At 46.5% G+C, this 20,978-nt stretch carries 15 protein-coding genes; 5 read left to right on the forward strand and 10 right to left on the reverse strand.

The genetic code is table 11. The features are described 5' to 3' along the window. Positions 1-6: 6 nt before the first annotated feature. The 6 genes from RDU59_11800 to RDU59_11825 all read right to left on the reverse strand — a co-directional run bounded on the left by RDU59_11800 (position 7) and on the right by RDU59_11825 (position 11,526). Entirely contained in the window at positions 7-2,724 is a 2,718-nt protein-coding gene (locus RDU59_11800; GenBank protein ID MDQ7839160.1) for a DNA methyltransferase, read from the reverse strand. After that, positions 2,717-4,573 (reverse strand): putative DNA binding domain-containing protein, encoded by a 1,857-nt coding sequence (locus RDU59_11805; GenBank protein ID MDQ7839161.1) that lies wholly within the window; start codon positions 4,571-4,573, stop codon positions 2,717-2,719. The genes RDU59_11800 and RDU59_11805 overlap by 8 nt, the downstream gene beginning before the upstream one ends. 6 nt (positions 4,574-4,579) lie before the next feature. Continuing rightward, positions 4,580-8,293 (reverse strand): DUF6079 family protein, encoded by a 3,714-nt coding sequence (locus RDU59_11810; protein ID MDQ7839162.1) that lies wholly within the window; start codon positions 8,291-8,293, stop codon positions 4,580-4,582. A 35-nt stretch (positions 8,294-8,328) separates the two neighbouring features. Then, on the reverse strand, positions 8,329-8,799 hold the full coding sequence (gene brxF, locus RDU59_11815) for a BREX-3 system P-loop-containing protein BrxF (protein ID MDQ7839163.1): 471 nt from the start codon (positions 8,797-8,799) through the stop codon (positions 8,329-8,331). 194 nt (positions 8,800-8,993) lie between these two features. Next, complete coding sequence (locus RDU59_11820; GenBank protein ID MDQ7839164.1) at positions 8,994-11,345, reverse strand: AAA family ATPase; 2,352 nt, start codon at positions 11,343-11,345, stop codon at positions 8,994-8,996. Continuing rightward, the gene (locus RDU59_11825; protein ID MDQ7839165.1) at positions 11,329-11,526 is read right to left on the reverse strand and encodes a hypothetical protein; all 198 of its coding nucleotides are present in this window, start codon (positions 11,524-11,526) and stop codon (positions 11,329-11,331) included. Before RDU59_11825 ends, RDU59_11820 begins: the two co-directional genes overlap by 17 nt. Positions 11,527-12,554: 1,028 nt before the next feature. On the opposite strand from RDU59_11825, the gene RDU59_11830 reads away from it, so the two are divergent. Then, the gene (locus RDU59_11830; protein ID MDQ7839166.1) at positions 12,555-13,844 is read left to right on the forward strand and encodes a hypothetical protein; all 1,290 of its coding nucleotides are present in this window, start codon (positions 12,555-12,557) and stop codon (positions 13,842-13,844) included. Positions 13,845-14,302: 458 nt separating this feature from the next. On the opposite strand, the gene RDU59_11835 is transcribed toward RDU59_11830, so the two are convergent. From RDU59_11835 to RDU59_11845, 3 genes are all read right to left on the reverse strand, one after another. Beyond that, entirely contained in the window at positions 14,303-14,986 is a 684-nt protein-coding gene (locus RDU59_11835) for a hypothetical protein (GenBank protein ID MDQ7839167.1), read from the reverse strand. 1,671 nt (positions 14,987-16,657) lie between these two features. Then, a complete protein-coding gene (locus RDU59_11840) occupies positions 16,658-17,095 on the reverse strand; it encodes a helix-turn-helix domain-containing protein (GenBank protein MDQ7839168.1) in 438 nt (145 codons plus the stop codon). Then, positions 17,092-17,646 (reverse strand): hypothetical protein, encoded by a 555-nt coding sequence (locus tag RDU59_11845; protein ID MDQ7839169.1) that lies wholly within the window; start codon positions 17,644-17,646, stop codon positions 17,092-17,094. The genes RDU59_11840 and RDU59_11845 overlap by 4 nt, the downstream gene beginning before the upstream one ends. 427 nt (positions 17,647-18,073) lie before the next feature. Here RDU59_11845 and RDU59_11850 point away from each other — a divergent pair, with 427 nt between their 5' ends. Then, positions 18,074-18,472 carry a hypothetical protein gene (locus RDU59_11850; GenBank protein MDQ7839170.1) on the forward strand — a complete coding sequence of 133 codons (399 nt, stop codon included), beginning with the start codon at positions 18,074-18,076 and terminating at the stop codon, positions 18,470-18,472. Then, the gene (locus RDU59_11855; protein ID MDQ7839171.1) at positions 18,462-19,085 is read left to right on the forward strand and encodes a nucleotidyltransferase domain-containing protein; all 624 of its coding nucleotides are present in this window, start codon (positions 18,462-18,464) and stop codon (positions 19,083-19,085) included. The genes RDU59_11850 and RDU59_11855 overlap by 11 nt, the downstream gene beginning before the upstream one ends. Before the next feature lie 152 nt (positions 19,086-19,237). Here RDU59_11855 and RDU59_11860 read toward each other — a convergent pair whose 3' ends face one another. Further along, positions 19,238-19,867, reverse strand: a complete 630-nt coding sequence (locus tag RDU59_11860) for a hypothetical protein (protein ID MDQ7839172.1) — start codon at positions 19,865-19,867, stop codon at positions 19,238-19,240. Between the two features lie 236 nt (positions 19,868-20,103). Between RDU59_11860 and RDU59_11865 the strand changes: the two genes are divergently transcribed. Together RDU59_11865 and RDU59_11870 are read left to right on the forward strand one after the other, a co-directional pair. Beyond that, a complete protein-coding gene (locus RDU59_11865) occupies positions 20,104-20,316 on the forward strand; it encodes a helix-turn-helix domain-containing protein (protein MDQ7839173.1) in 213 nt (70 codons plus the stop codon). A gap of 130 nt (positions 20,317-20,446) precedes the next feature. Then, a partial coding sequence (locus RDU59_11870) for an SgrR family transcriptional regulator (GenBank protein ID MDQ7839174.1) occupies positions 20,447-20,978 on the forward strand: 532 nt, incomplete at its 3' end.

Here is a 20,978-nt window from a genome sequence, read left to right on the forward strand (position 1 = left end):
TGAGCTTTATTCCTCCATACCAGTTCTAGTGAGAGCCTGATCATACCACATAAGAAGCTTTGGGTCCTCCTGGAGCACATTTTCAGGGATCTTCTTTGCCACTTCAATGATAGTGGTATAATCTTTGTCCTGCCAGGCTTTCTTGAATCCGGCACGAACTGCTTCAAGACGGAATACTTTCAGGCGGCTCTGCTTTGATTCCCTGTATTCAGCAAATTCTTTCAAAAGGGACCGCTCTCGCAATTTCTCCAGATCTCCTGCTTTATTGGGATCGGGCACATACCAGCGATCTTTTGCTCTTGCCAGCAGGGAAGGATCACTCTTGGAGAGATTGCGCAAATCCTTGAAATTAGTTGAAAGATAACTATGAATCTGACTGGGCACCTCACCCTTTCCGTCATAGCGCAGGAAGTTCTGTTCAAGCATCTCTGAAAGCTCGAGAGGCTTTTCGTGCTTCTGCCAACCGCCTATTTCTTTGATGAACTGTGGGTGAAGCTCTTGAAAAGTCTGTGGTCTCTTTGTCAACTGTTGCTTGAGCCATTGTATAGCAGAAGCTTCGTCTAGCACAAAGAGCTCAAGCTGGAGGACTTCTTTGACAGACATCCGTTTTTTGTCATATTCTGCAACTTGCTCAGGAAGGAAATACATTCCGTCACGTTCTGGAAAGCGCTGTGCCAAACCTGCATAAAAGTCGCCAGCAGAGATTGGAACCATAACCCCTCGCTGAACATGGAAGGCGATCATGCGATCAAAGAGGAGGTAGTTTTGGCGTTCTGCGATAATCTCCGCGCGTTCTCCCTTTAAAACGAAAACAGGTAGTTGTTTCAAGTGAGTGCGGATGAAATCCCATACCCCTTCTTCTGTCCCAGCCTCAAGTTTGAAGCGCTCCTCTACGCCGCTGTTTGGCTTGTAAACAGAGATAACGAGATCCTGTTTTACCGCGCCTGCTCTGTAATAATCTTGATTTATTGAACCCTGCTTCTTGTCTAATGTCCGAACATCTGCTATAACAAACCCTGCTATCATTAGTGCTTCTTGAATAGATTGCCAAACAATATTGCTGGAGTTATGAAATTCAACGGTCATCCATCTTCCTGGTTTCAATACTCTAAAATTCTCAGAGAAGCATCTTGCCATAAGTTTTCTATAATCATCTAGTGTTTTGTGTGCCTGTAGATTAACGATAGCTTCATTTTTATTATTTGTTATTAACTTCAACCAGGATTCCCATAGAAAACTCAATTCCGAATATATTAAATTCCACCCAAACGGTGGATCTGTAAAAATATAATCGATTGAAGAATCTGGTATGGAAGGAATAGCAGTTGAGCTTTGGCATGTCACTATTGAATCTTTAAAGTTTTTCACTATTTCATATGCTTTTAAATAATCCTTTAGTTTTCTCTTAGCTATTTCAAAAACATTAACTTCTACGTATAGTGGGGGGAAATAAAGAGTATTATTTAAAGGTCTTGTTGGTCCTGTTGGAAGCCAACGGTTTCTCTTTACTATATGGCGCTCACAAAAAGATGTAAATATTAATTTTTGGACATTAAACTTCAATTTTTCATATAGTGTGGAAGCGCATAATAAATTGCGTTTGGTATAAAATTGGTGCGTATGAGTAATATTGATGAGATGCAATCCATCTTTATAGTATCTTTCTATTTTTGGTATTTCATTAGAAGGAAACCATTGATGAAGATTGGTATCATTTATTTTCTTGATCAAAGTGAGATCAAAATTATCTGGCTGTTTTTCAAACCTCTTGCCTCCGATACTATAATTAATCAACACAGGTACCTGTTTTGTCTGTTTTATGGGATTATTACTAAAATAATCAATAATAGTTTCGTAAGCGCGTTCTAGCTTCCTTTTTTCATGTGTTGCGTAGCAAGATTTACAGGTGAGAAAGTCATTTGAATCTTTGTCTTTATGATTTGACGCCTCATAAAATACAATTTCTGAAGAACAATTACTACAAATAAATACTTCGGACCACACAATGTAATTAATTTTTCCGATTGTTTTTTCTTTATGTTTGGTTTCGTATAGCCAACTTAATTGTTGTTCTAAACGCTCTATGATATTAATCATATTTTTTAATCTTATGCTTTGATCAATGCCTTTGTTCAATGTGCCAGAAATAAATGTTGCAATTGTAGATAAATCACACAAAATTGATTTTCTTATTCCGGAACCTAATATAGAATTTCCACATAACTGAGCTGCTATTCCAGTCATTCCTGTTCCACAGAACCCATCAAAAACAAGATCTCCAGGTTCAGTATAATGAAGGATATATTTTAGAATAGCTTTGGGAGGAACTTTTGTATGGTAAGTGTGTGCATTATATACAGGATCGTTTTTCCCTTCACTCACATCTGCCGCAAATGGTTCCCTATGATAAGGTTCATTTGGATCGTACTTCTTCCCATAAATCTTAACAAACTCCCCAATCCACGGATTGGGACATGCAGTATAATAAGGCGGATCAGAAAGCGCAAGTATATCCTCATCCTCACCAATAGGAAACCCTTCAATCTTTCTGAACTCAGGGTCTTTCAGTTTCTCCCGCAACTTATCCAGAAAATACTCCCGCCGCGCCTCATCATTCTCAAAAGTCATGCCAAGACATTCAACGGGACCTTTTTCCCCCTCCGAACCATCATCCACATCATTTATAAGAGGCAACTGTCCCTGTCCTTCTGGTAATTTACCCATTGATACCCTCCCCGTCAGAATTATTCTTGACTTCAATACGCCCGCCCAACAATTTTGCACCAACCTCAGTAATAACATAGGCTTGCCCAGGATGATTGGGTTGATCCGGGTGCATCATACTTATGACACCGCCTTTTATCAAAGGTTCTAAATGTTTCCGGCGAAAAAACGCACGGTGCGTTAACTGAAGGTGGCTCATAATATCCACCATAGGCCGAGGCGCTTCACAAAAAGCAAGTATTTTCCATTGTGTATCGTTCAGATTTTTTAGAATAACAGGTTGATCAGTGACCAACTTAGTCACTCGTGGTTGAACTTGGTCACTGACCAACCTGGCAGGAAGAGCTTCAGCTTGATCAGTGCCAGAGACTGCTTTCCCGAACCTCTCTCTTAAATGTTTTGCCAAAAGATAATGTGTAGATGATGAACTAGACGCAGGCGTTATCAATGCCTGCGTGGATAGTTTGACCAATATTGCCTGTGCTTCAGCAGAGGAAAGATTGGTTACCACTTTCACATCGATAAGATTTATATTTTTCTGCCGACATATATAGGCAAAAGTCTTGGCTTCGGGGTCGCTCAAACGAACTCCAAGGCTTGCCTGGAAGAGAAGTTGTTCTTCAGAAAGAAGCGGTTCTTTAAGAAGGGTGAGAGCAAAGGTTTTATTTCCTTTATCATTATCGATGATTGGTGGAACGCGACCAAGCTCTTGCCAGTTTCGAAAAATAGTACGAAATCCGGTTCCCGCCTGCTCGCTTAAGCGGATTCTACGAAAAGCAGATACGATCAAGGGGTTGCGCACCTCTTTTTCGCCGGGCTCCAACAATTCGTTTCTGGATGCAAAGGAATCACCCGGATTCCATAAAATTGTTCGGTCACGGAAAAACTTTACCGCGGGTTTTTTGGAATGTTCTGCATAGTCCTGGTGAATCAATATGTTGATCATTGATTCGCGAAAGGCGATGTAGTCGGGAGGATGATCTTGCCGATGCAACATCTCAGGATCAATGCGAAAAGGTTTCTCGGCGTGATGAACAAATCGTTCTACTATGTTGCGCCATGTACGGACTATATTATCTTCACATACAAGTCTATCAGCCCATCTTTCAATAGGTAAAGAATCTGAAAAATCTGTATTAATCCACTGACAATCAACGACAGGTCTTGGTAATATCTGCCGAACTACAGGACCTGAGCCGAAAAGCAGCAATGCCGCCCGTGTAGGAAGAAGCTCACCCCCTTTCTCCACGACAAGGGCCCAGTGGTGGAGAAACTCAATATCACTCTGGGACTCATCATAGGCTGAATTGTGTTCTTTGAAAACCGCACGATACCAACTGACAGTCTCGGCATCAAAGCAATGCTCAGGATCAAGATCGACTGGCTCGCAATCATATCTTACGTCTGCCGCATCCCGGATAAAGCGTTTTATTTCATCTTCCGTACAGCGCTCGTCGCCACCACCACGCCGTATAAAGGACTTTCTGATATCGCCACTTAAGAAAATTGGCTTATCCTGTCGGCGCACTTCTGGAATATAAAATACAAGAAGGGTATTATCATCTTCTTGAACCATATTTTCCCGAGGATAAATTACGCGGTTGAATTTACCCCCCGAACGCAAGGCGCTGAGAAAATCATTCTGGACCTTGTCTACTTCAATAACACCTATAATTTCATAAATACCGCTTGCCTCTTTCACACCAAAGACCAACCATCCACCACTGGTATTTGAAAAGGCGGACACTGTTTTATAGGCATCATCGGGAACTCCACGCTGCGCGCTTTTAAACTCGACATCGTTCCACTCATAGCCTCCAATGCGCTTTATAAGCTCTTCACGATTCATCGGTTTTCACTCCAAAATTATCCTTACCTTATCATGCTCTTTTCCCTTGGTAACTTCTCCCATGAATTTCTCAAATCTTTCCCGCATTTCACCGACAGTCACCGGAGAGCCACCTGCCAACAATGCATCTTTGAGCATCTGGGTCTTAATTTCAATTTTTACCAGACCAGAGAACACTTCTTTGAGTGCATAAATAAAATCGTTGTCGAGAGGATCAGGTAAGACCTTGCTCGCCAGGAAAGCCTCAAGAGTATTTTTTACATCAGGTTTAAGAAGATTAATATTGCTCTGAATAGTGGGCTCACTGAGATTAGTGATAAGTCTTTGAGTCCAGTCCGATACGAACCGATCAAGTTCATTATCATACTGAGCCAATAAGGTTGCCGCCGAGGAGGTATCTTTTTCGATACTCGGCTTATAAGAGCAATGGGGGCAAAGTGGTGCTGAATTGAGATCCGATTCCATCAAGTGAGGGCAGGTTTTAAGGGCTGCCAGGCGATTCTGAAAATCAACCAATTGTGAAGAGGGCATAATCTCAATAGTAGCGAGCAGCTTCAGTTTTTCGTGTCTTGAATCGGTGATAAGAGCGCCCTTTTTCTTATCAGCCTTTGTATCCAGACGTCTCTTGGAGTGAAGTGAAATATATATGCTGATATATTCTATTTTAAGTTCGCTGAGAGTCTGGGACGTTTTCTGGCGAAAAGCTGGATTAGCACGCGCCTTGGGATCGGAAATTTGCCCTAAAACATCGAGTCTTATTTTCCGCATTTTATCCACCCAAGCGTGATCTTCAGGCAGAATTGCTTCTGCCGTAGACATGTAAGAAGACAGAGAACCGAGATCCTTCACTAGCACGAGTAAGGAGTCCAAGTCTTTAAGGGCATTAAAGCCCTCTTCATGGGATTTTACCTCAGTAACGCCATAGCGAAAGTTTTTTAGCTTGCCAGGCGATGAATACGCCTGCAATGACTCAAGAAATGATTTGGTCTTTTGGAGGCACTCTTTAAATTTTTTAACATCGGCTGCGGTGAGCAAGGGTTGTCCCCAGAAGGGTATTCCATCCTGAATATCCTGCATTGCGAAAACGAGCCGGCTCACGACGCCTGCAATTTTGTTCTGCAACTCCTGGACCGGCTCTGTCTTTCCCGAGGCAATCAGTTGAGCCATTCCTGGCGTGAGTTCTACTAACTCAAATAATGCCTTAATTGCAGGGATGTTCCACTCTTTTGGCTTTTCAATATGCTTGAAGCTTATAAGATCATTTATTGAGCTTGCTGAGATTTCCTGAAGGTTTGTTGCGTCAAATTTCTTGCCGGTAACGGATAAAACGATGTCCCCTGAATATACCAGGGAGGCGAGAAGAACGACGACCAACTCTGGCTCCAATCTCATGGTATCAGGAGCCATAAACTCGACACCCATATCATCGTGTATAAGCTCTGCCCGGTTGAGGACCTGCCCATGGGCTTTCTTCTTGAGCTCATTTAAAATGTGCTTCGCATATCTGGATTTATATACATCTATGCGGTCACCGTCTAAAAGACCAAGTGCATCAAGTATGGCAGTACCCTGTTTGGTCTTATTGGTGCTGGTTATACAGCGCAGTGCCTCTTGTGTTGCCTGTGAGCGGCTTGTATTGGTAATGAGCACAGAAAAGAAGGGATATTCGGGAGCGTCTTCCTCAAACTGTGACGACAAGCATACTGAAGCTACGGCATTCACCACGTCGCGAACGTTGGTCTGGGCGCCACCTCCCAGGGAAAGCTTGCCTTTCAACCATTCGATGAGGGGTTTTGTCGACCCCTGGTAAGTGATCTTAAAGGCGGTTTGTATGTTCGCTTCAAGCCATTTCACCAAGTCTTTAATATATTCGCTTGCTTTATTCTCATAGATAATCTTAGCATTACCAGAGGATGATGAGGAAAGATTGATTGCGGCAGCATAATGGCGAAGCGATGTCAGGAACGATTCATCTGTGCCTGTGAGCTGAAAGAATAGCTCGTCAGATTTTTTTTCGTCTTTATAAGGTGGTGGCTTGAATGGCTGAATAAAATAGAGGTAAAAGTCACGAGGCGGCACTACCGTTGAGCGCTCATTCGGAGCGCCAAAAAAAAGGTAACCAAGACGTGCGGCTTTTCTTTCCTGCCATTCCACCTCATGCTCCCAGATTTTATAGTTATTCACATATGTCGTATCAGTGCATTCGATTACTCTTTTTAGGGCCTCATAAAAGTAACGATCGAGTTGTTGTTTATCAAGACTTTCAGCGCGTTTCTCTATCAAGGCGTCGTAATCATCAGTCTTTTTAAGATCGATGTAGAATTGGCGATTTTCTTTGTTTGAAGAGATGAACTGGCCGCTTACGGTCTTATGTATTTCATTGAGGACTAACTCGACTTGGGTGAGAAGATCTTCTGCAGGCTCACCGCCCAGGTCTTCTATACCCAGTTGATAAAGACATAGATTGTCACGAAGCTCTTCGGGGGTCGCACCGATAGGAGCATATATATCACCTGTTGTCAGGCGGTGGATTGAGAGACCATGAATGACGCGCATGGCCATCGTCTTATAAGCTGGCCTGGGGAAGGCTTGCTTCACACGAGATTCGAGTACCTCACTGCAGTCTATGACGGCTTTAATCGCGGGGACTGCTCTAAAGGCAGAGTTGGTTTTTAATATATTCCAGTAATTATCATAGGCAATGATCCCGGGAAAATCGGCAGGAACTTCCTGATTAAACATATTTTTCATAGTGAGAGAGAGGGTTTTTAATACCTCGCGCTTCTCAGCAACGGTAATTCTCTCGAAAGTGTCGATATAATCAGGATGAATAGGAAAGAGACGGACAAATTCATCCATACGCTCATTCATATTTCCATAAAATTTTGAAAACTTGGTGAGATAATCTCGAATCTCGGCCTGTTGATGGGTTGTTTTCTTCAATAAGCGCTCAGACACCACAAACTTAATATCATTGCGAGCAATGAGGAGTTGCTCAAACCGATCTTTAACCCTAATGAGGCTTTCTGAGACAAAGGCGAACCTCGAGCTATCAAAAATGGCCTCCTGGACACCGGCAATAAAGCGAAAGCGCAGATCTTTACAGACCTCCCCAATTTCTCTTAAATAGTTTAGATCGAGGACAAGTGGCTGATCCTCACGACTCCTCAAATAATCAAGTAATTCGTCCACTACCAGTAAGAGACCGTGGTCTGGATATACCTCATGGAATTTTGCCATCATTTCTTCAAAAGATCTTTTGTTATTGATAACATTCTTCACATTTGGGAAGGTATAGTTAATGCCATTGCTCGATAGATGTTCTTCAAGTATCGTCACAACAATGTCTCTTAACGACATTTCAGTCGCACCAATCTCAGTTCTCACGACTTTAAATTTGCCGGCGATCTGAGAGGCGGATTTCGCCACAGAGGCATTCGTGAGCGAATCGACCAGATCGGCGCGCTCAGCAATACTGGAAATGACCGACATTAGATGTGATTTTCCAGTACCGTAATTTCCCACCACAAGAATTCCCTTATTATCTTTTGGCGTTTCATATTGGAGTTGAGGAAAGACAAATGCGCTCAACTTTTCAGCCATTTCTTCAGAGATGACGTAACTGGAAACCAGCTGCCGGGCACTCGCCTCCTTGTCGGCATCGCGAAGCTGAACCACTGTTTCAATAGGATCAAATTCGATAAGCTCACTATATTTCATACATTCCTCCACATACACAAGTAGAATTTTTATACTTAAAGATCCGGGCTGATTAACTGAAGCCCCTTTATATCACATTCTCTATATTCATGGTGGCCGGGTTCCGCATATAGCAGGCGATCATTGGCAATATGGCCATTCCAGGATACCACTAAGGTCTTATTGCGTGACACTGTCTGCAATAAAGAAAGTGGCTTTAATTTAAGATTTGTGTCAAATAGTAACTCGATATTATCAAGCAAGAGTAATGTATCTTCTCTTTTCCTGATAATGTCATCGAGAAGGGTGGGTAATTTAAGTTGGCGCTTTTTTTGACCAAGGTCTAAAAGGCATTTAGAAAGCTCCAGGTTAACATTAACAATAGGAGCACCGGTACGACTTGAGACTTCTTGAAGAGCAGATGTTTTACCGGAGCCGGAAGGAGAGACAATGAGTATTAAGCGCTCGTATAAGTTCTTAACTTCGTCAACTTTATTAATGATCTGATCGGGTATGGTCATAGGCATTTTTAATGTTCCCCCATGGATCTGAATATAGAAATTCGGCTATGAAGGGGTTTCTTCCTTTGGAGGAGAGAATGAGGGGGGGAGAATCAATGGTTTTGTGAAAATTACCAAACCGCGCCCGGAAATGCAACGATCCGAGGGTGACCCCTTCATGGGTGGCCCTTTTCGCGATCTCTATTGGGTTATGACCTATATTAATCAGGATTGTTGCAAGGATATAATCTCGTTCTCCCACACCCGCACTGATGATATGATCCGGATTTCTCGACACGAGGAATTTCCCCGCAGTGCTCACAGATCAAAGATTCGGCGAACTTAATTGTTAAGTTTACGAATTCATTTACTTCAGCATCGCTCACTTCGATACCGGAAAGATTCCAATGACAACCCACTTTATTACGGATCCAGCTGAGGGAAGAAATTTCCGTCAGAAGACTTTCAATGGCGATCTCAGCGACGACTTCCTGAGACGAGTTGCTTTGCGACATGTGTTGAACTTTAAGCACTTTTCGAAGTTTGCCGGGAATACAGCTTGTGAGCTCGCCGAGAGTATAATCAGGCTCGGCTTTTCTGGGCACCTTACACTCATACAGCAATGCGAGATGATCAAGCAGGCTCTCCATCAAAATACCCGCTTTCGAAGAAACGGACTGGCGTTCTAGTGGCTCTACCATCTGTAGTGCCTTTAGATCGTCAATGGCGAGTTTCGTTTTAGTATGCCGTATTCCACGAGACAATGACCAGTGCAAAAGTTCAACAAGTTGCACATTGGCGGCAGGACCGCGAGCAAATCGGTATCTCTCTCGCCAGGGCCGGTAGTGGGTTGTGACGATCAATTGGTTATACCGCGCAGCCTCTGTGTGTAGCATATTCATGAATCGCGCCACGTGAGCTTGATCTACAGAAGTGACAACATCGTCCAATACAACGATAGTGTTACCGTCATGAAAGTGCCTTGCAAACGCCAGGAAGATGCAAACACCCAATGTATCCAGATGAGATTCGCTGTAATAGGCTTGAGGAGGAACTTCCGTTGCGGACTGGAACTTTCCGTCGAACTCGAGAGAGCCTTGGACGTTGGGCTTAAGATAAAAGCGGATCCCGCCTATCCCCTCGTCGGGATGAACCTCCAAATACAAATCCTGAACAATTCCAGAAATTGCTGCCAGAATAGACGTTACATAGGCCTTTCTGGCTTTTTCTACAACCTCCAACATGGCCGAGAGCTTTGTTGAAAGATTGGTAAGATTCTCTGCGCAAGCTTTTTTCTCTTCGACCAAATTAACGTGATTTTTGATGGCATTAAGTTGGGCAAGAGATTTGCTGGAATTTGTGTGCTTAATCTTCAGCGGTGTTTGACAAGTTTCGAAGATTTTCAATAAATCTCTTGACTCCATGACTGTCGCCGGCTCCGAAGATTGGGGTTCGGGATTGAGGAAGTGAGAAAACTTTGACCAGTCGATCCCGAGCGCCATAAGCTCGGGAAGGGCAGAGTTCTTCACTGAAGTTGCCAATCTCTTGACTGCCGAAATAAAAGCCAGTTGCTGATTTTGTACAATGGCAAAAGTATCGGTGACATTCTTATCTGCAGTATCAACAATCTTCTTGAGCTCAACAGCATCTTTAATCTCGGCAAGGCGATTGGCAATTCTTGTTTGAAGTTGGTTGGCATCAACAATCTGCTCACAAACGGGACAATTCTTGACGTCCGTATTTTTCTTAAGATAGACTTCGGTGTCTTTAAGTAAATTGATAAGACTTTCATTTGCACCTATTGCCTTTGCCTGGGCAACGGCGAAAATCTCTTTCGCTTTCTTTAACGATTCTTTTGCCGCATTGTTATTTGTTTCGGCATCGAGAAAACTTGTACGTGCCTGGAGGCACAAAGAAAGTTCTTTAAAAGTTGTGTCGATAGCACGGATTTCTGCAACTAAGGCCGCGGGATTCTTGGCTGACTCACTCTTGGCCCATACCCAATAATCCGTACCAAGACTATTTTCTGCTTTCCATAAAGTCTCTAACGATTCATTCGCCTGCAGCACCGAACGATTTGCCTCGTTCAATTCCTGCTCGCTCCTCTTCAATGCTTCCCGCAATGAAATTTCACCCCTCTGTACGCTCGGAACGGCAATGAATGTCTGAAGCGCCTCATAGCGTTCCTTGGGTTGGGCATCTACTATATCAAGAATTATACTTCGTCTCAAAATACGGGCCGTGGGACGGTCTGGGGATCCAGTGATCTCCGGCCCTTTCTTTCCAAATATCGCGGTCCATGCCCGACCATCAAGCGAAAGCTCAATCTTAAGGTTTTTAGTGTCACTGCCAAGAGCTGGCAAGTGACTCTTTGGGCTGGTAGAACTTCGATAGGTCAATGAACCGAGTTCCCCATTGCAGACAAAGTCAATGGCATCGACAATGCTTGACTTGCCTGTGCCGTTTTCACCGAAGATCATGACAATTGGCTTGGTAGTGTCGAAATTAATTTCAACGGGACAAGTGGCACCTCGAAAACCTTGAATAATAAGTTTTTCAATTCGCTTTGCCATCCCCAACCTCCCCAGATTTATTGATTTCGGTATTGGCAAACAACCGCCAATCCTCGGCAGTTAGACTGCCACCCGACAGGCCAACAGCGATGGCGTTAAGATTGATTTCGGAAGCTAATTTCTTCTCACGGAAAGCGGCAATAATTACTTCCGTTAAAACTTCATCAGGGGTTTTGGTCATATTGGCCTCCCATAAATTTTTGGAGAAATCATATTCGCCGTGGAGATTGAAATATTAAAGAAAACGATAGATCCATTCCGTATTGAATCGACCAGATCCTGTCTTCGATATTTTGCTTTATTTGTCTATTAATTTATGAGATAGGTACAGATAGTTCCAGAGTATTATAGCATTTTCAATGAGCCTGGGATGTGGAACCAACGGGGCGAATGTCTCGCAAGTAGGCGCGTCGGAAAAACATAGCTGCTTTTGGCTTGTTACTAGTTTTCCGTCTAAAAGATATAATAAAAAATGCGACAATACTAGACCAACCGGCACCATAGCTGCCTTTTTGCGCAATAGCTTCCCTTTTTTGTTTCCGCACGGGAATTCTCGGAGAGTATTGGGAAAGAGTGGTCCGGCAGGCCGGGCCGCCCTTTTTCAGGGTTGAAGGCAATGGTGGGCGTGTCTGGCCTGCCGGACCGCACCTGAGCGCACAGGCTGCGTGTAGCAGAAAAGCGGCCCTTTCGGCACCAGGCTTTGTCGAGGGATACGGCGCGAATGTCGTCAAACAAACCTGTTTGACGACCCGCAGGGTTTGCGAATGCAAACGTTCGCGCAAGTGAAACCCCCGCACTGCACCTCACCCGCCTAAGGCGAATGTCGTCAAAGGGCGCCCTTTGACGACCCGCCGCATCGAGACACCGGCGGGCTTGCATTCGCCGTGCTCCCAGCCACCGCCCAGGAGGTCAAAGTGAGGGGGCGGTCGCGCCAGGCGCCCGGTTCGGAGAAAAGGGGGAAAGTGCGTCTGGTGCGGCGCCCCCGGGGGGAGGCACAAAACCGACACCTTCAGCCGCATAACCTACGCACAATGTCCCAGCCCACTTCCCCTTACCAGAAAACGCCCCCTCTTTCCCACTTTTCTTTAACAGGAATCTATCTGGAGGCCGGGGAAAATCAGAAGGAGGGGTGGTCAGTTGCTCTCTCTTTCTGATAGACTCCAGATAGTACCGTCGATTCTGGCATAATACCAAGGAGGTCCACCACAATTGGACGACATTGACATCGCCAAGCTTGCAGATTTCTGCAGGAGTACACTCGGTCTTGCAGATACAAAGCTCGGAGCGGAGTATGGTTATGGGAGTCTTCCGCTATGCGTTATCGACGCCATATTTTCTATTAGCGTCCGGTACGAGTCTGTGAAGAATGTAATCGGGAGATATTGCAATTTTTTTCGCATAAGCCAGGGCACCCCTGACCAGCAGACGCTGCAGGAGATGATTGAGGCATACCGGCGTTATGGGGTCGATTACTTCGTCGAATCCATATATTCAAACAGGCAGAGAACATCCACCAGCAGTGGGATTTTGAAGGCCGAGGCGGTGCTCAGGTTCGCGTGCATCTTGAGGGCCCATGAGGTTGATGTAATGAGGGATATCACAAAGCTGTATGACGACTATACCTTCGAGGCGGAGATACGAAACATCCCGGGGCAGGCCAGTGGACTGTCGCTCCGTTACTTTTTCATGCTTTCCGGAAACGACGATTTAGTCAAGCCGGATAGGATGATTACGAGGTTCCTGCAGCGCGCCCTGGGACGGGCTATATCTATGGAAGAGGCGCAACTCCTGATCACAGAGGCCTGCCGGTCGCTGAAGCCCGAGTTCCAGCATCTGACTCCGAGGCTCCTGGATCACGCCATCTGGAACTTTCAGCGGGACAATGGAGTGGAGTCCGCCAATATCACAGAGAGCACCAACGCCAAGCAGTATACTGCCGACAGGGAATCCGGGAAGCTGCCGCTCGGCGAATCGAGCGCAAAGAGGCAGAAATTTTCGCAGGAGGATATCAGGAGTGCCAAGAAATTCCCAAGCAAAAGCTGCTATTATCCGTTCTTTCACAGTATATGCGAAGAAATGCGCCGGATGCTGCCTCCAGATCTGGTAAACTTTGCAGACAGGACAGAAGAAGGTAAAAATTGGATGCGCATCCGATACCCGGGCAGAATATCCAATGGACTGTATGAATTGCAATTCGCATCCCACTCCAAGAACTTCGCACGACATTTTGGAGAAGGGAGGGGAACTTTCCTCAGTTTCTATAAAGAGGGACAACAGGCAAGATTGCAGCACTGGCTGAAAAAAATCCTACCCTTCAAATCGAATATCGAGGATCAACTCGGCCGGGATGTGAAGATTGACTTCTGGTCTGATCAATGGGCTTTTATAGGAATGCGTATTGATGAGGTTGTCCCTGATGCTCGGCCGGCAGACTTCGCGAAAATCTTTGTTCAATTCATCCAGGCAACTTTTATTCCGGTCTCGCAAATAGGCTCATAGTGAATTGCAGAAATCCGGGGCAATACCAGGGTTATGCACCCTGCAGCGTGTGATTGACCACGGCTCATGTGCTGCCTCCAGAGGAGGCAGTGCGGCGGTGCACCCAGCTATCAGCAACTACCCAGTCAGGGCGCGTGGGTGGGCGCCCGATGCGTAGGAGGATAGGGACTTTGATCCCGGTTTCCGTCGACCTTCGTAAAAATTATAAAAGAAATTCTGGAAAAATCGGCGCAATAGCTGAGTAAAGTCGGGTTCTGAGGATATGACCGAGGGGAAAGATGAGCGAAATGGTGGGACCCAGAAAACGCCCTATCCCACATTATTTACCAGTCATTTTAACTGGGATTTTACTGGTAAAGACAGGTGGGACAGGACACTTCTCTGCCCTTGGTGTCGAAAAAGTTGCTAGGGATCTTATCAGAACAGTTGTTTCCTATTTGAAGCCGCAGACACATGCTCTAATGAAATAGATTCTGGCAATCATTGATCATACCCTTATAGAATCTGATTTGCCAGAATTTGACTCTGTGTAGTTTTCTCAAATGGATCATCGTATCTTTCTTGAACGACCTCATATTATTCGCCAACAGCATTCCTTCATTTTGTTTTGTAAATAATCTGAGTTTATGGTTATTGAGTTCCCTTGATATTCTTCTTAGTTCCTCTTGTTGCTCTTGACATCTCTTTATCCGAGATGGTATATCCATTAGTTGTTTGCCACCGACTATCGCTCCAATGCCTTCCTTAATAAGGTCGATTGTATCTATGACACCGTCCATTCCGCCAAGAATAGTCCCAAATATTGCTTTTCCAAGCACACCTCCTACACCGGCTTCCTGTTTTTTTACCAATGCCTGGACTTCTGCTGCAAGAGAATTACATAAATTTGATATTCCCATAATCTGATTAGATATTTGTGTATTTATTCGATCAATTTCTTTGGCTTTTTCCAAAATAGCATTTTTTTTAAGCCGCAGGCTCCTGTGGACAGATTGTTTATCTTGGATAAAATCCTTTCCTGCCCCTATTTCCTGCATCAAATTCTCTATTGTAGGTTTTTCCAGAGTAATTGATTCAGAGTAAGTCTCAACATCTTCAATATATTTTTCATAAGCACATATCTTTTCATCATAGCAATCCATCTCTTATCAGATCCTTTTGAAATTTATCAAGCAATGCAAGAGATATTATCATAAAGATGAAAGAGATTCGGATAATAGGCATCCATCCAAACTTAATCATTCTTGATTTTACTCCCAATGATGCAGAGTTCCCTAATCTTAGTTGACCAGGGATAGTGCTCAATAATATGAGAGCCGATTGACTCCCTCAGAATATCTTTCAGATGATTGTTTAGTTGGCAGCCAACCCACTGATTTTTGCAGTAATTCCAAAGGATAGGAAGGTTGATTTTTATAGATTTCCGCGCCCGAGAATATTATACAATAAATTCCGGAAAAGTCCAAGAATTTCTCATTAAAGAGCGGTGGGGGGGCCGAAGAAAGAAAAATCCTGGGAAGCGGTGCGTCAGTGCCAGGAAAAAAGGCGGGAGCGGAAGTGAAACACCCCTGTCCTGTACGCGCAGAACCAGAGCCCTTCCCGACCCGTCTTTTCTATCTTCAGTTGCGCCCGAGGACAACGTCGAGGAAATAGTAATCGGCATAGGGGTTTTGGGTGTGCATATGCTCATCTGCTTCTGAATACACACAAATCCCTGGGGGCGGACGCTCATTGAAGGGGATATGGGCCCCTCGGAAACATAGCTCCGTTTTGACGCAATAGCTTCCCTTTTTTGTTTCCGCACGGGAATTGTTCCTCATTATTTGATATAATCACCCTTATTGTCATCGATTTTAAAGGTTTTTCCGTGCACTGACTTCCGGTTCCTGGAGCTCTCGGAAGTCATAAGCAAGGATATGGGTCCGGCAGGCCAGGCCGCCTCTTTTCGGAGTTGGAGTTAATGGTAGGCGTGTCTGGCCTGCCGGACCGCACCTGAGCTCACGGCCGGCGTGAGGCAGAGGAGCGGGCCTTTCGGATACTGACTTTGTCGAGGGATGGCGATGCGGGGCGCCAGGGTAGGGAGAGGCGACAAACTCTGGCAGGCGCCGGGAGCTGTTGAGGGCCGGCCTGGTGCTGAAGGGGCCTGTCACGGAATAATCGCACCTTCGGCATGCCCGCTGTTTCGGTGCAAAAATCGGCAGAGGGGCCGCGGGGTGAATGCCGATTTTTAGCCCCCCCTGAGAGCTGGGTTCCCCCTTCAGCTTTAATGCCCCTATACCTTAAAGGGGGGTGTGCCAAGGAGGGGGTAGTCTGAAGGGGGAAACTGCGGCAGGGGGGGCGGCATAGCCTCTATCAGGGCTTACGTTACACCGAACAGCGAGGCAAAGGCCGGCCCTCAACATGACGCCGAGTACCCAGCCCAACATAACCGGCCGACGAGCCTACCCCCGGCAGGGCACCGGGAGCTCAGAGGAAAGGGGGCGGGCGAGGAGACCGCCTACAGAGACACGTAAAGGCTTTGTTGTCGCCCTGGTGGCAGTGTGAGCAGGCCGGGAGAAAAGCTGCGGTGCAGAGGGCCTGGTCAAGCCCTGGTGATAAACCGAAGACGGTGAGGGTTATCACCAGGGCGGCACTGTCACCAGGGGAGGGAGCGCGGGGAGGAGATCCGGGAGAGTGGATCCTGGGGGTGAACATGAAGGACAATTTTGGAGCATGGCAGGGGGTCTGGAGAGATTTTTATAGGCAAGGGCGACCTTCACCCCGGGCCAAGGGAAAATCGGGCGAAATTTAAGGGGTGTTCGAAAATCCCTTGGTTACGCGCACCGGCGTGAGGGCTTCTTTACCCGCAGCTCGACACCGGCTTTAAGTGCCTCCAGAATTTTCTGCGCCCGCTCAAGGGTGATCCCATGATACTCATTTTTCTCGTCACGGGAAACTTGGGCCTCTGATACGCCAAGACGGCCGGCGAGCTCTTTCTGGCTTAAGCCGAGGTAAATCCTCAGTCCCACAAGGAGGTGACCCACTTCATTGAGGTACTCAATAGGCTGAAAGTCACCGCTTTTCACCCGCTCATACCATTCGACTTCTTCCTTGAGCTGAAGATGAAAAGACACGGCAGGCTCCATGGCCATCTCGATATCCTCTTCCGAGAGCCCGATCTCTCCCATGCGCTTCCTCTGGGCGGCCATTACCTCCTGATCGCCGAGAAGCCTCTTCTGCGCTTCCTGATACTCTCTCTCTGTCCGTATCATCGCTTCCTGCCCCCCTCCTTGAGTAACTTCACAATGCCTTTCTGAATCGGCGGCGCACCGCGTGTCTTGCGGAAGGCCGCGGGAAACTGCTGATCATTGCCGAACTCATCGCGGATGCCGGCAAGCTGGCCGAAGTGCGGATAGAGCTCGACCCTGTATTTATGCCACATAGGAAGCTGCTTTTTGGGAAGGCCCCTATAGGGCCGGCGAAGAGAGGAATCCCAGGTCCAGCAGTCATCAACGAGGAGCAGTTCTGACTGCACATTGCGCCATGAGAGAAGATCGCATATAAAGTAGCCGTCTATATCGTTGGGATGGGCCTTGTTTTCCACAAAGGAGCCGTTAATATAGAGATCGGTGATGCCCACGCTCCAGAGATGGCCTGCGAGCACCTCGAGATTGTCAACAAGGAATAAGCGCCATTCCCTGTCCCAGGACACTATTTCTTTGCGGGGGCCTTTCACCAGAAGAGAGCGGCGGAGCTCCGAAATCGTCAGAGGATAGTCGCCAGGCGGAAGAACGCCATCACGAGTGAAGGTAGAAAATTTCATTGAGCCCCCTCTTTAAGTTAATATTAACATATTGGTTAATATTGCGTCAAGCGAGGCCTTCAATATCGTCAAACTATTCTTTGGCGATATTGGGGTGGGGCGGTATTTTGCCCGTGTGGCGGGCTTTTCTATGGGTCAGTGAAGAGGTGCGATCTCACATTGAAAAATCAACCCACGAGGTGGGGTTTTTTATGGGGTTCTCACCCACCTGGTGGGAATTTTTAAGGAAAGCTTTAAAGCCCCACCTTTATTGATTTCAAGTGGTTCTGTTATTGCAGAATCTCTTTGCTAAAAGAGTATTAGACGACAGAAGCCTGGTTTTGTGCTCAAATCAGGATTTGTTTCCTTTCCCTTGTATGTCGTTGTAACTTGTGTTACAATATTGTGGTAACAGAGGTTACAGCAACAAGAGGAAAGGCCTGATACAATGAACATCGAAGCTCATCTTGAATCCCTGAGAGAAGCATTCTCAACGATAGATCTCTGCGTTGATAAAGGAGCAGAAAACCACCAGCGCGCTATAGGCTTTCTCACCTCCCTCGGCGCGGCGGAAATGCTTGAACTTTACCTCCATAAGAGCAGGCTCCTCCATGTGAGCGCGCGCGTTCACCATGAATGGCTGAAGTCAAAAAAGCGGCTCGCTGAAAAGATCCCGCAGGATTTTCCCCGGAAGGCGGAGATTCTTGAGCTCGTCTATAACATTGAGAAGAACCGCAATGATTTCTGCTATGGCAAGAAAGTGGAGGCTTCGCGCCTGAGAGATCAGCTTGAGCAGTTCAACGCCCTTAAGGAGCTTTTCAGGGAGGTGGGGCTCGATGAGATATAGCAGCGCGGTTCCCTATGCCATGGATTTTGTGTCCTTTGTGCTTGAGCACCTGGAGCCGGGGCGCATCGAGGCGATAAGAGCGGTGATTCTTTTCGGATCGGGCGCGAGAGGGGAGCTCAGGAAAAAAAGCGATATTGATATCTTTTTTGAGGCCTCCGGCGATCTGGCTGCCCTGGAGAGTGAGATTGAGCGGTATGCCGAGGACTTCTATGCGTCGGTAAAATACCGCGATTACTGGAAGCTCAAAGGCTCTACTCAACACTTCAGCTGCCATGTGGGAAACGCCGATGTCTGGAAAAGCCTCTACCCTGCCCTTGTGGCTGACGGCATCGTGCTCTATGGCAAGTATGCCTCTTCCGATGCGCAGGGGAAGACCGGGGTGCTTTTCTTCTGGGACACTGCGCCCTCATATAACAAGCGCATCAATCTATTCAGGACCCTTTACGGCTATAAGGCCCGTGGGAAAACCTATCCAGGCCTGCTCGGGAAGACGGGAGGCGAGAAGCTCACCAGAGGGTGTATTCTCGTCCCATTGGAGTCCCACAAGATAATCGATGAGTTTTTCAAGAAACTTGGAGTGACGGCGAAAAAGCTTTTTGCCTCGTTCTATTGAGCGGCGGTAAAAGCTTTAAGGAAGGCGGGCGCTTTTAGATGCCAATGTATATGCCTTTTTCCTCAAGAGCTTTTTCCAGAGTGGGTTCATTGAAAACCATAGGGTAAATCCTCCTTACGTGAAATATTCTTTAAGCAAGCGGCGAGGCGTTTTTACTTCCACATGCCAGTGGCAATGAGCGCCTTTTTCCACCAGGGCTTTTTGATGTCTGCCATCGCCTGTTCCCAAACTTCTCTCAGGTGCTCTTTCGCCTGCTCGGCCTCGTCGAGTTTCTGCTTCAGCTCCGCCAGGGCGACCTCTTTCTGAGTGATGGCATACTGGGCATCATTGAGGACCTTTTGGGCTTCCTTTATGACGGAGTCCTTCTGGCGGATCTCCTCGGCTATGATATCTGGGGGGGCGGGAAGGGCCTTGACGACCCGGTCGAGCTCCTCAAATTTGTAGCGGTACATCAGAAGGCCTTGGGAAAGCTGGTCGCGCTCTTTCTGTTGCCGCTCATAATATTCGAGCGGGAGGGTGATCACATGACAAGCGTCAGGCATTGAAGGGTGGTCACCCTGGTCACCAACCCTCGTCACCGTGGTCATCTCTTGATCACCCTGACCTACGTCATGAATAGCCTCCCGATGAATAATCCATTCGTCACCGCGTTTTCCCCTGACCTTCCTGACCATCGTCAATTTCTTCCGCCTGATCAATAAACGAAGGGAATTGATACTCTTCCCTGTTAAATTGCTTGCCTCAGTGAGCGTCAACCATTGACCATCGTTGACCATTGTCATGACCATCCTCCTACGGCAAAAAATAATAAGGAACCGGACTAGAGTTACTCTAGCCGGTTCCCGCTGACTATATGCTTCTTTAAAATGAAGAATTTTCCTGCAAGAAAAGAAAGAGCGGATTCCTGAGGCTCATTCCAGAACGGTCACTGCTGGATTTCGAACACTCAAGAAAAGCGTTGACCAATTAAGGTCAATATTGTATAATATTGGAGAATGGAAGTCTAGGGGAGGTCGCTATGGAGCTTCGCGATAACGAGATATATACAATAGAAGAAGCCGCGCAGATACTGAAAGTGAGCCAGACCACCATAAGGAGAAAGATCCGGTCAGGTGAGCTTCGGTCGAACAGGCTCGGGAGGCTCCATAGAATTCGGGGAGAAGAGCTTTTCAAGCTCTTCCTCGATACCGGTGAAGAAGGCGGGCGCAAAAGCGCCACGGCAGGCAAGTAAAAGAAAAAAGCCACACTCAAAATGTGGCGGCGTTATGACTATGCCCGGGGGCATACAAAAACTTGTAAAGATATTATACCATGCCCTCCAGGGATAAGTCAAAACGGCGCCTTTGGAGGGTTATTTCTTTATGGCCGAAAAAAACGGCAAAGGAAGGCACATCGACTATATCTTCGGTCGCTACCCGCTCTGGGTAAGATATAGCAAACTGCCGGGGAAGCTCGGGCCCGGGCCCTGGTGCGTATTTCAGAGGCTCCTGGAGCTCATGGAGCGCTTCGGAAGCAGCCAGTTCCACTACTCAATAGAGCGCCTCATTGAAACGTCAGGAGTAAGCTCACGCCTCGGCATAAGAAAAATACTCAGAAAGCTTGAGCTGGAAGGGCTCATAAAATACGAAAGCCAGCAGGGAAGGGGCAAAGAAAGCAAGTTTGAGGTGATCCTTCCCATTAACGCGCCGCTTTCAGAAGAAGATGTGTACCACATCCATCCGAGGCTCAGATCAAAAAGCTATCAGAGAAAAATTGAGAGCGGAGATCTGCAGGAAAAGGATCACAATGTTGCCCTTTTAGAGGAGGAAAAGGATCACGGCGTTACCCTTTTAAAAGAAGAAAAGGATCACAATGTTGCCCTTTTAGAGGAGGAAAAGGATCACGGCGTTACCC

The sequence above is a fragment of the Thermodesulfobacteriota bacterium genome (assembly GCA_031082315.1).
Taxonomy (GTDB): domain Bacteria; phylum Desulfobacterota; class QYQD01; order QYQD01; family QYQD01; genus QYQD01.

Excerpts from the sequence above, each read along its gene's own strand:
- RDU59_11800 (MDQ7839160.1), bottom strand. The coding sequence starts at position 2,724 with ATGGGTAAATTACCAGAAGGACAGGGACAGTTGCCTCTTATAAATGAT.
- RDU59_11825 (MDQ7839165.1), bottom strand. The coding sequence starts at position 11,526 with ATGACCAAAACCCCTGATGAAGTTTTAACGGAAGTAATTATTGCCGCT.
- RDU59_11840 (MDQ7839168.1), bottom strand. The coding sequence starts at position 17,095 with ATGATACGGACAGAGAGAGAGTATCAGGAAGCGCAGAAGAGGCTTCTC.
- RDU59_11860 (MDQ7839172.1), bottom strand. The coding sequence starts at position 19,867 with ATGACAATGGTCAACGATGGTCAATGGTTGACGCTCACTGAGGCAAGC.
- RDU59_11855 (MDQ7839171.1), top strand. The coding sequence starts at position 18,462 with ATGAGATATAGCAGCGCGGTTCCCTATGCCATGGATTTTGTGTCCTTT.
- RDU59_11820 (MDQ7839164.1), bottom strand. The coding sequence starts at position 11,345 with ATGGCAAAGCGAATTGAAAAACTTATTATTCAAGGTTTTCGAGGTGCC.
- RDU59_11845 (MDQ7839169.1), bottom strand. The coding sequence starts at position 17,646 with ATGAAATTTTCTACCTTCACTCGTGATGGCGTTCTTCCGCCTGGCGAC.
- RDU59_11835 (MDQ7839167.1), bottom strand. The coding sequence starts at position 14,986 with ATGGATTGCTATGATGAAAAGATATGTGCTTATGAAAAATATATTGAA.
- RDU59_11850 (MDQ7839170.1), top strand. The coding sequence starts at position 18,074 with ATGAACATCGAAGCTCATCTTGAATCCCTGAGAGAAGCATTCTCAACG.
- brxF (MDQ7839163.1), bottom strand. The coding sequence starts at position 8,799 with ATGCCTATGACCATACCCGATCAGATCATTAATAAAGTTGACGAAGTT.
- RDU59_11810 (MDQ7839162.1), bottom strand. The coding sequence starts at position 8,293 with ATGAAATATAGTGAGCTTATCGAATTTGATCCTATTGAAACAGTGGTT.
- RDU59_11865 (MDQ7839173.1), top strand. The coding sequence starts at position 20,104 with ATGGAGCTTCGCGATAACGAGATATATACAATAGAAGAAGCCGCGCAG.
- RDU59_11805 (MDQ7839161.1), bottom strand. The coding sequence starts at position 4,573 with ATGAATCGTGAAGAGCTTATAAAGCGCATTGGAGGCTATGAGTGGAAC.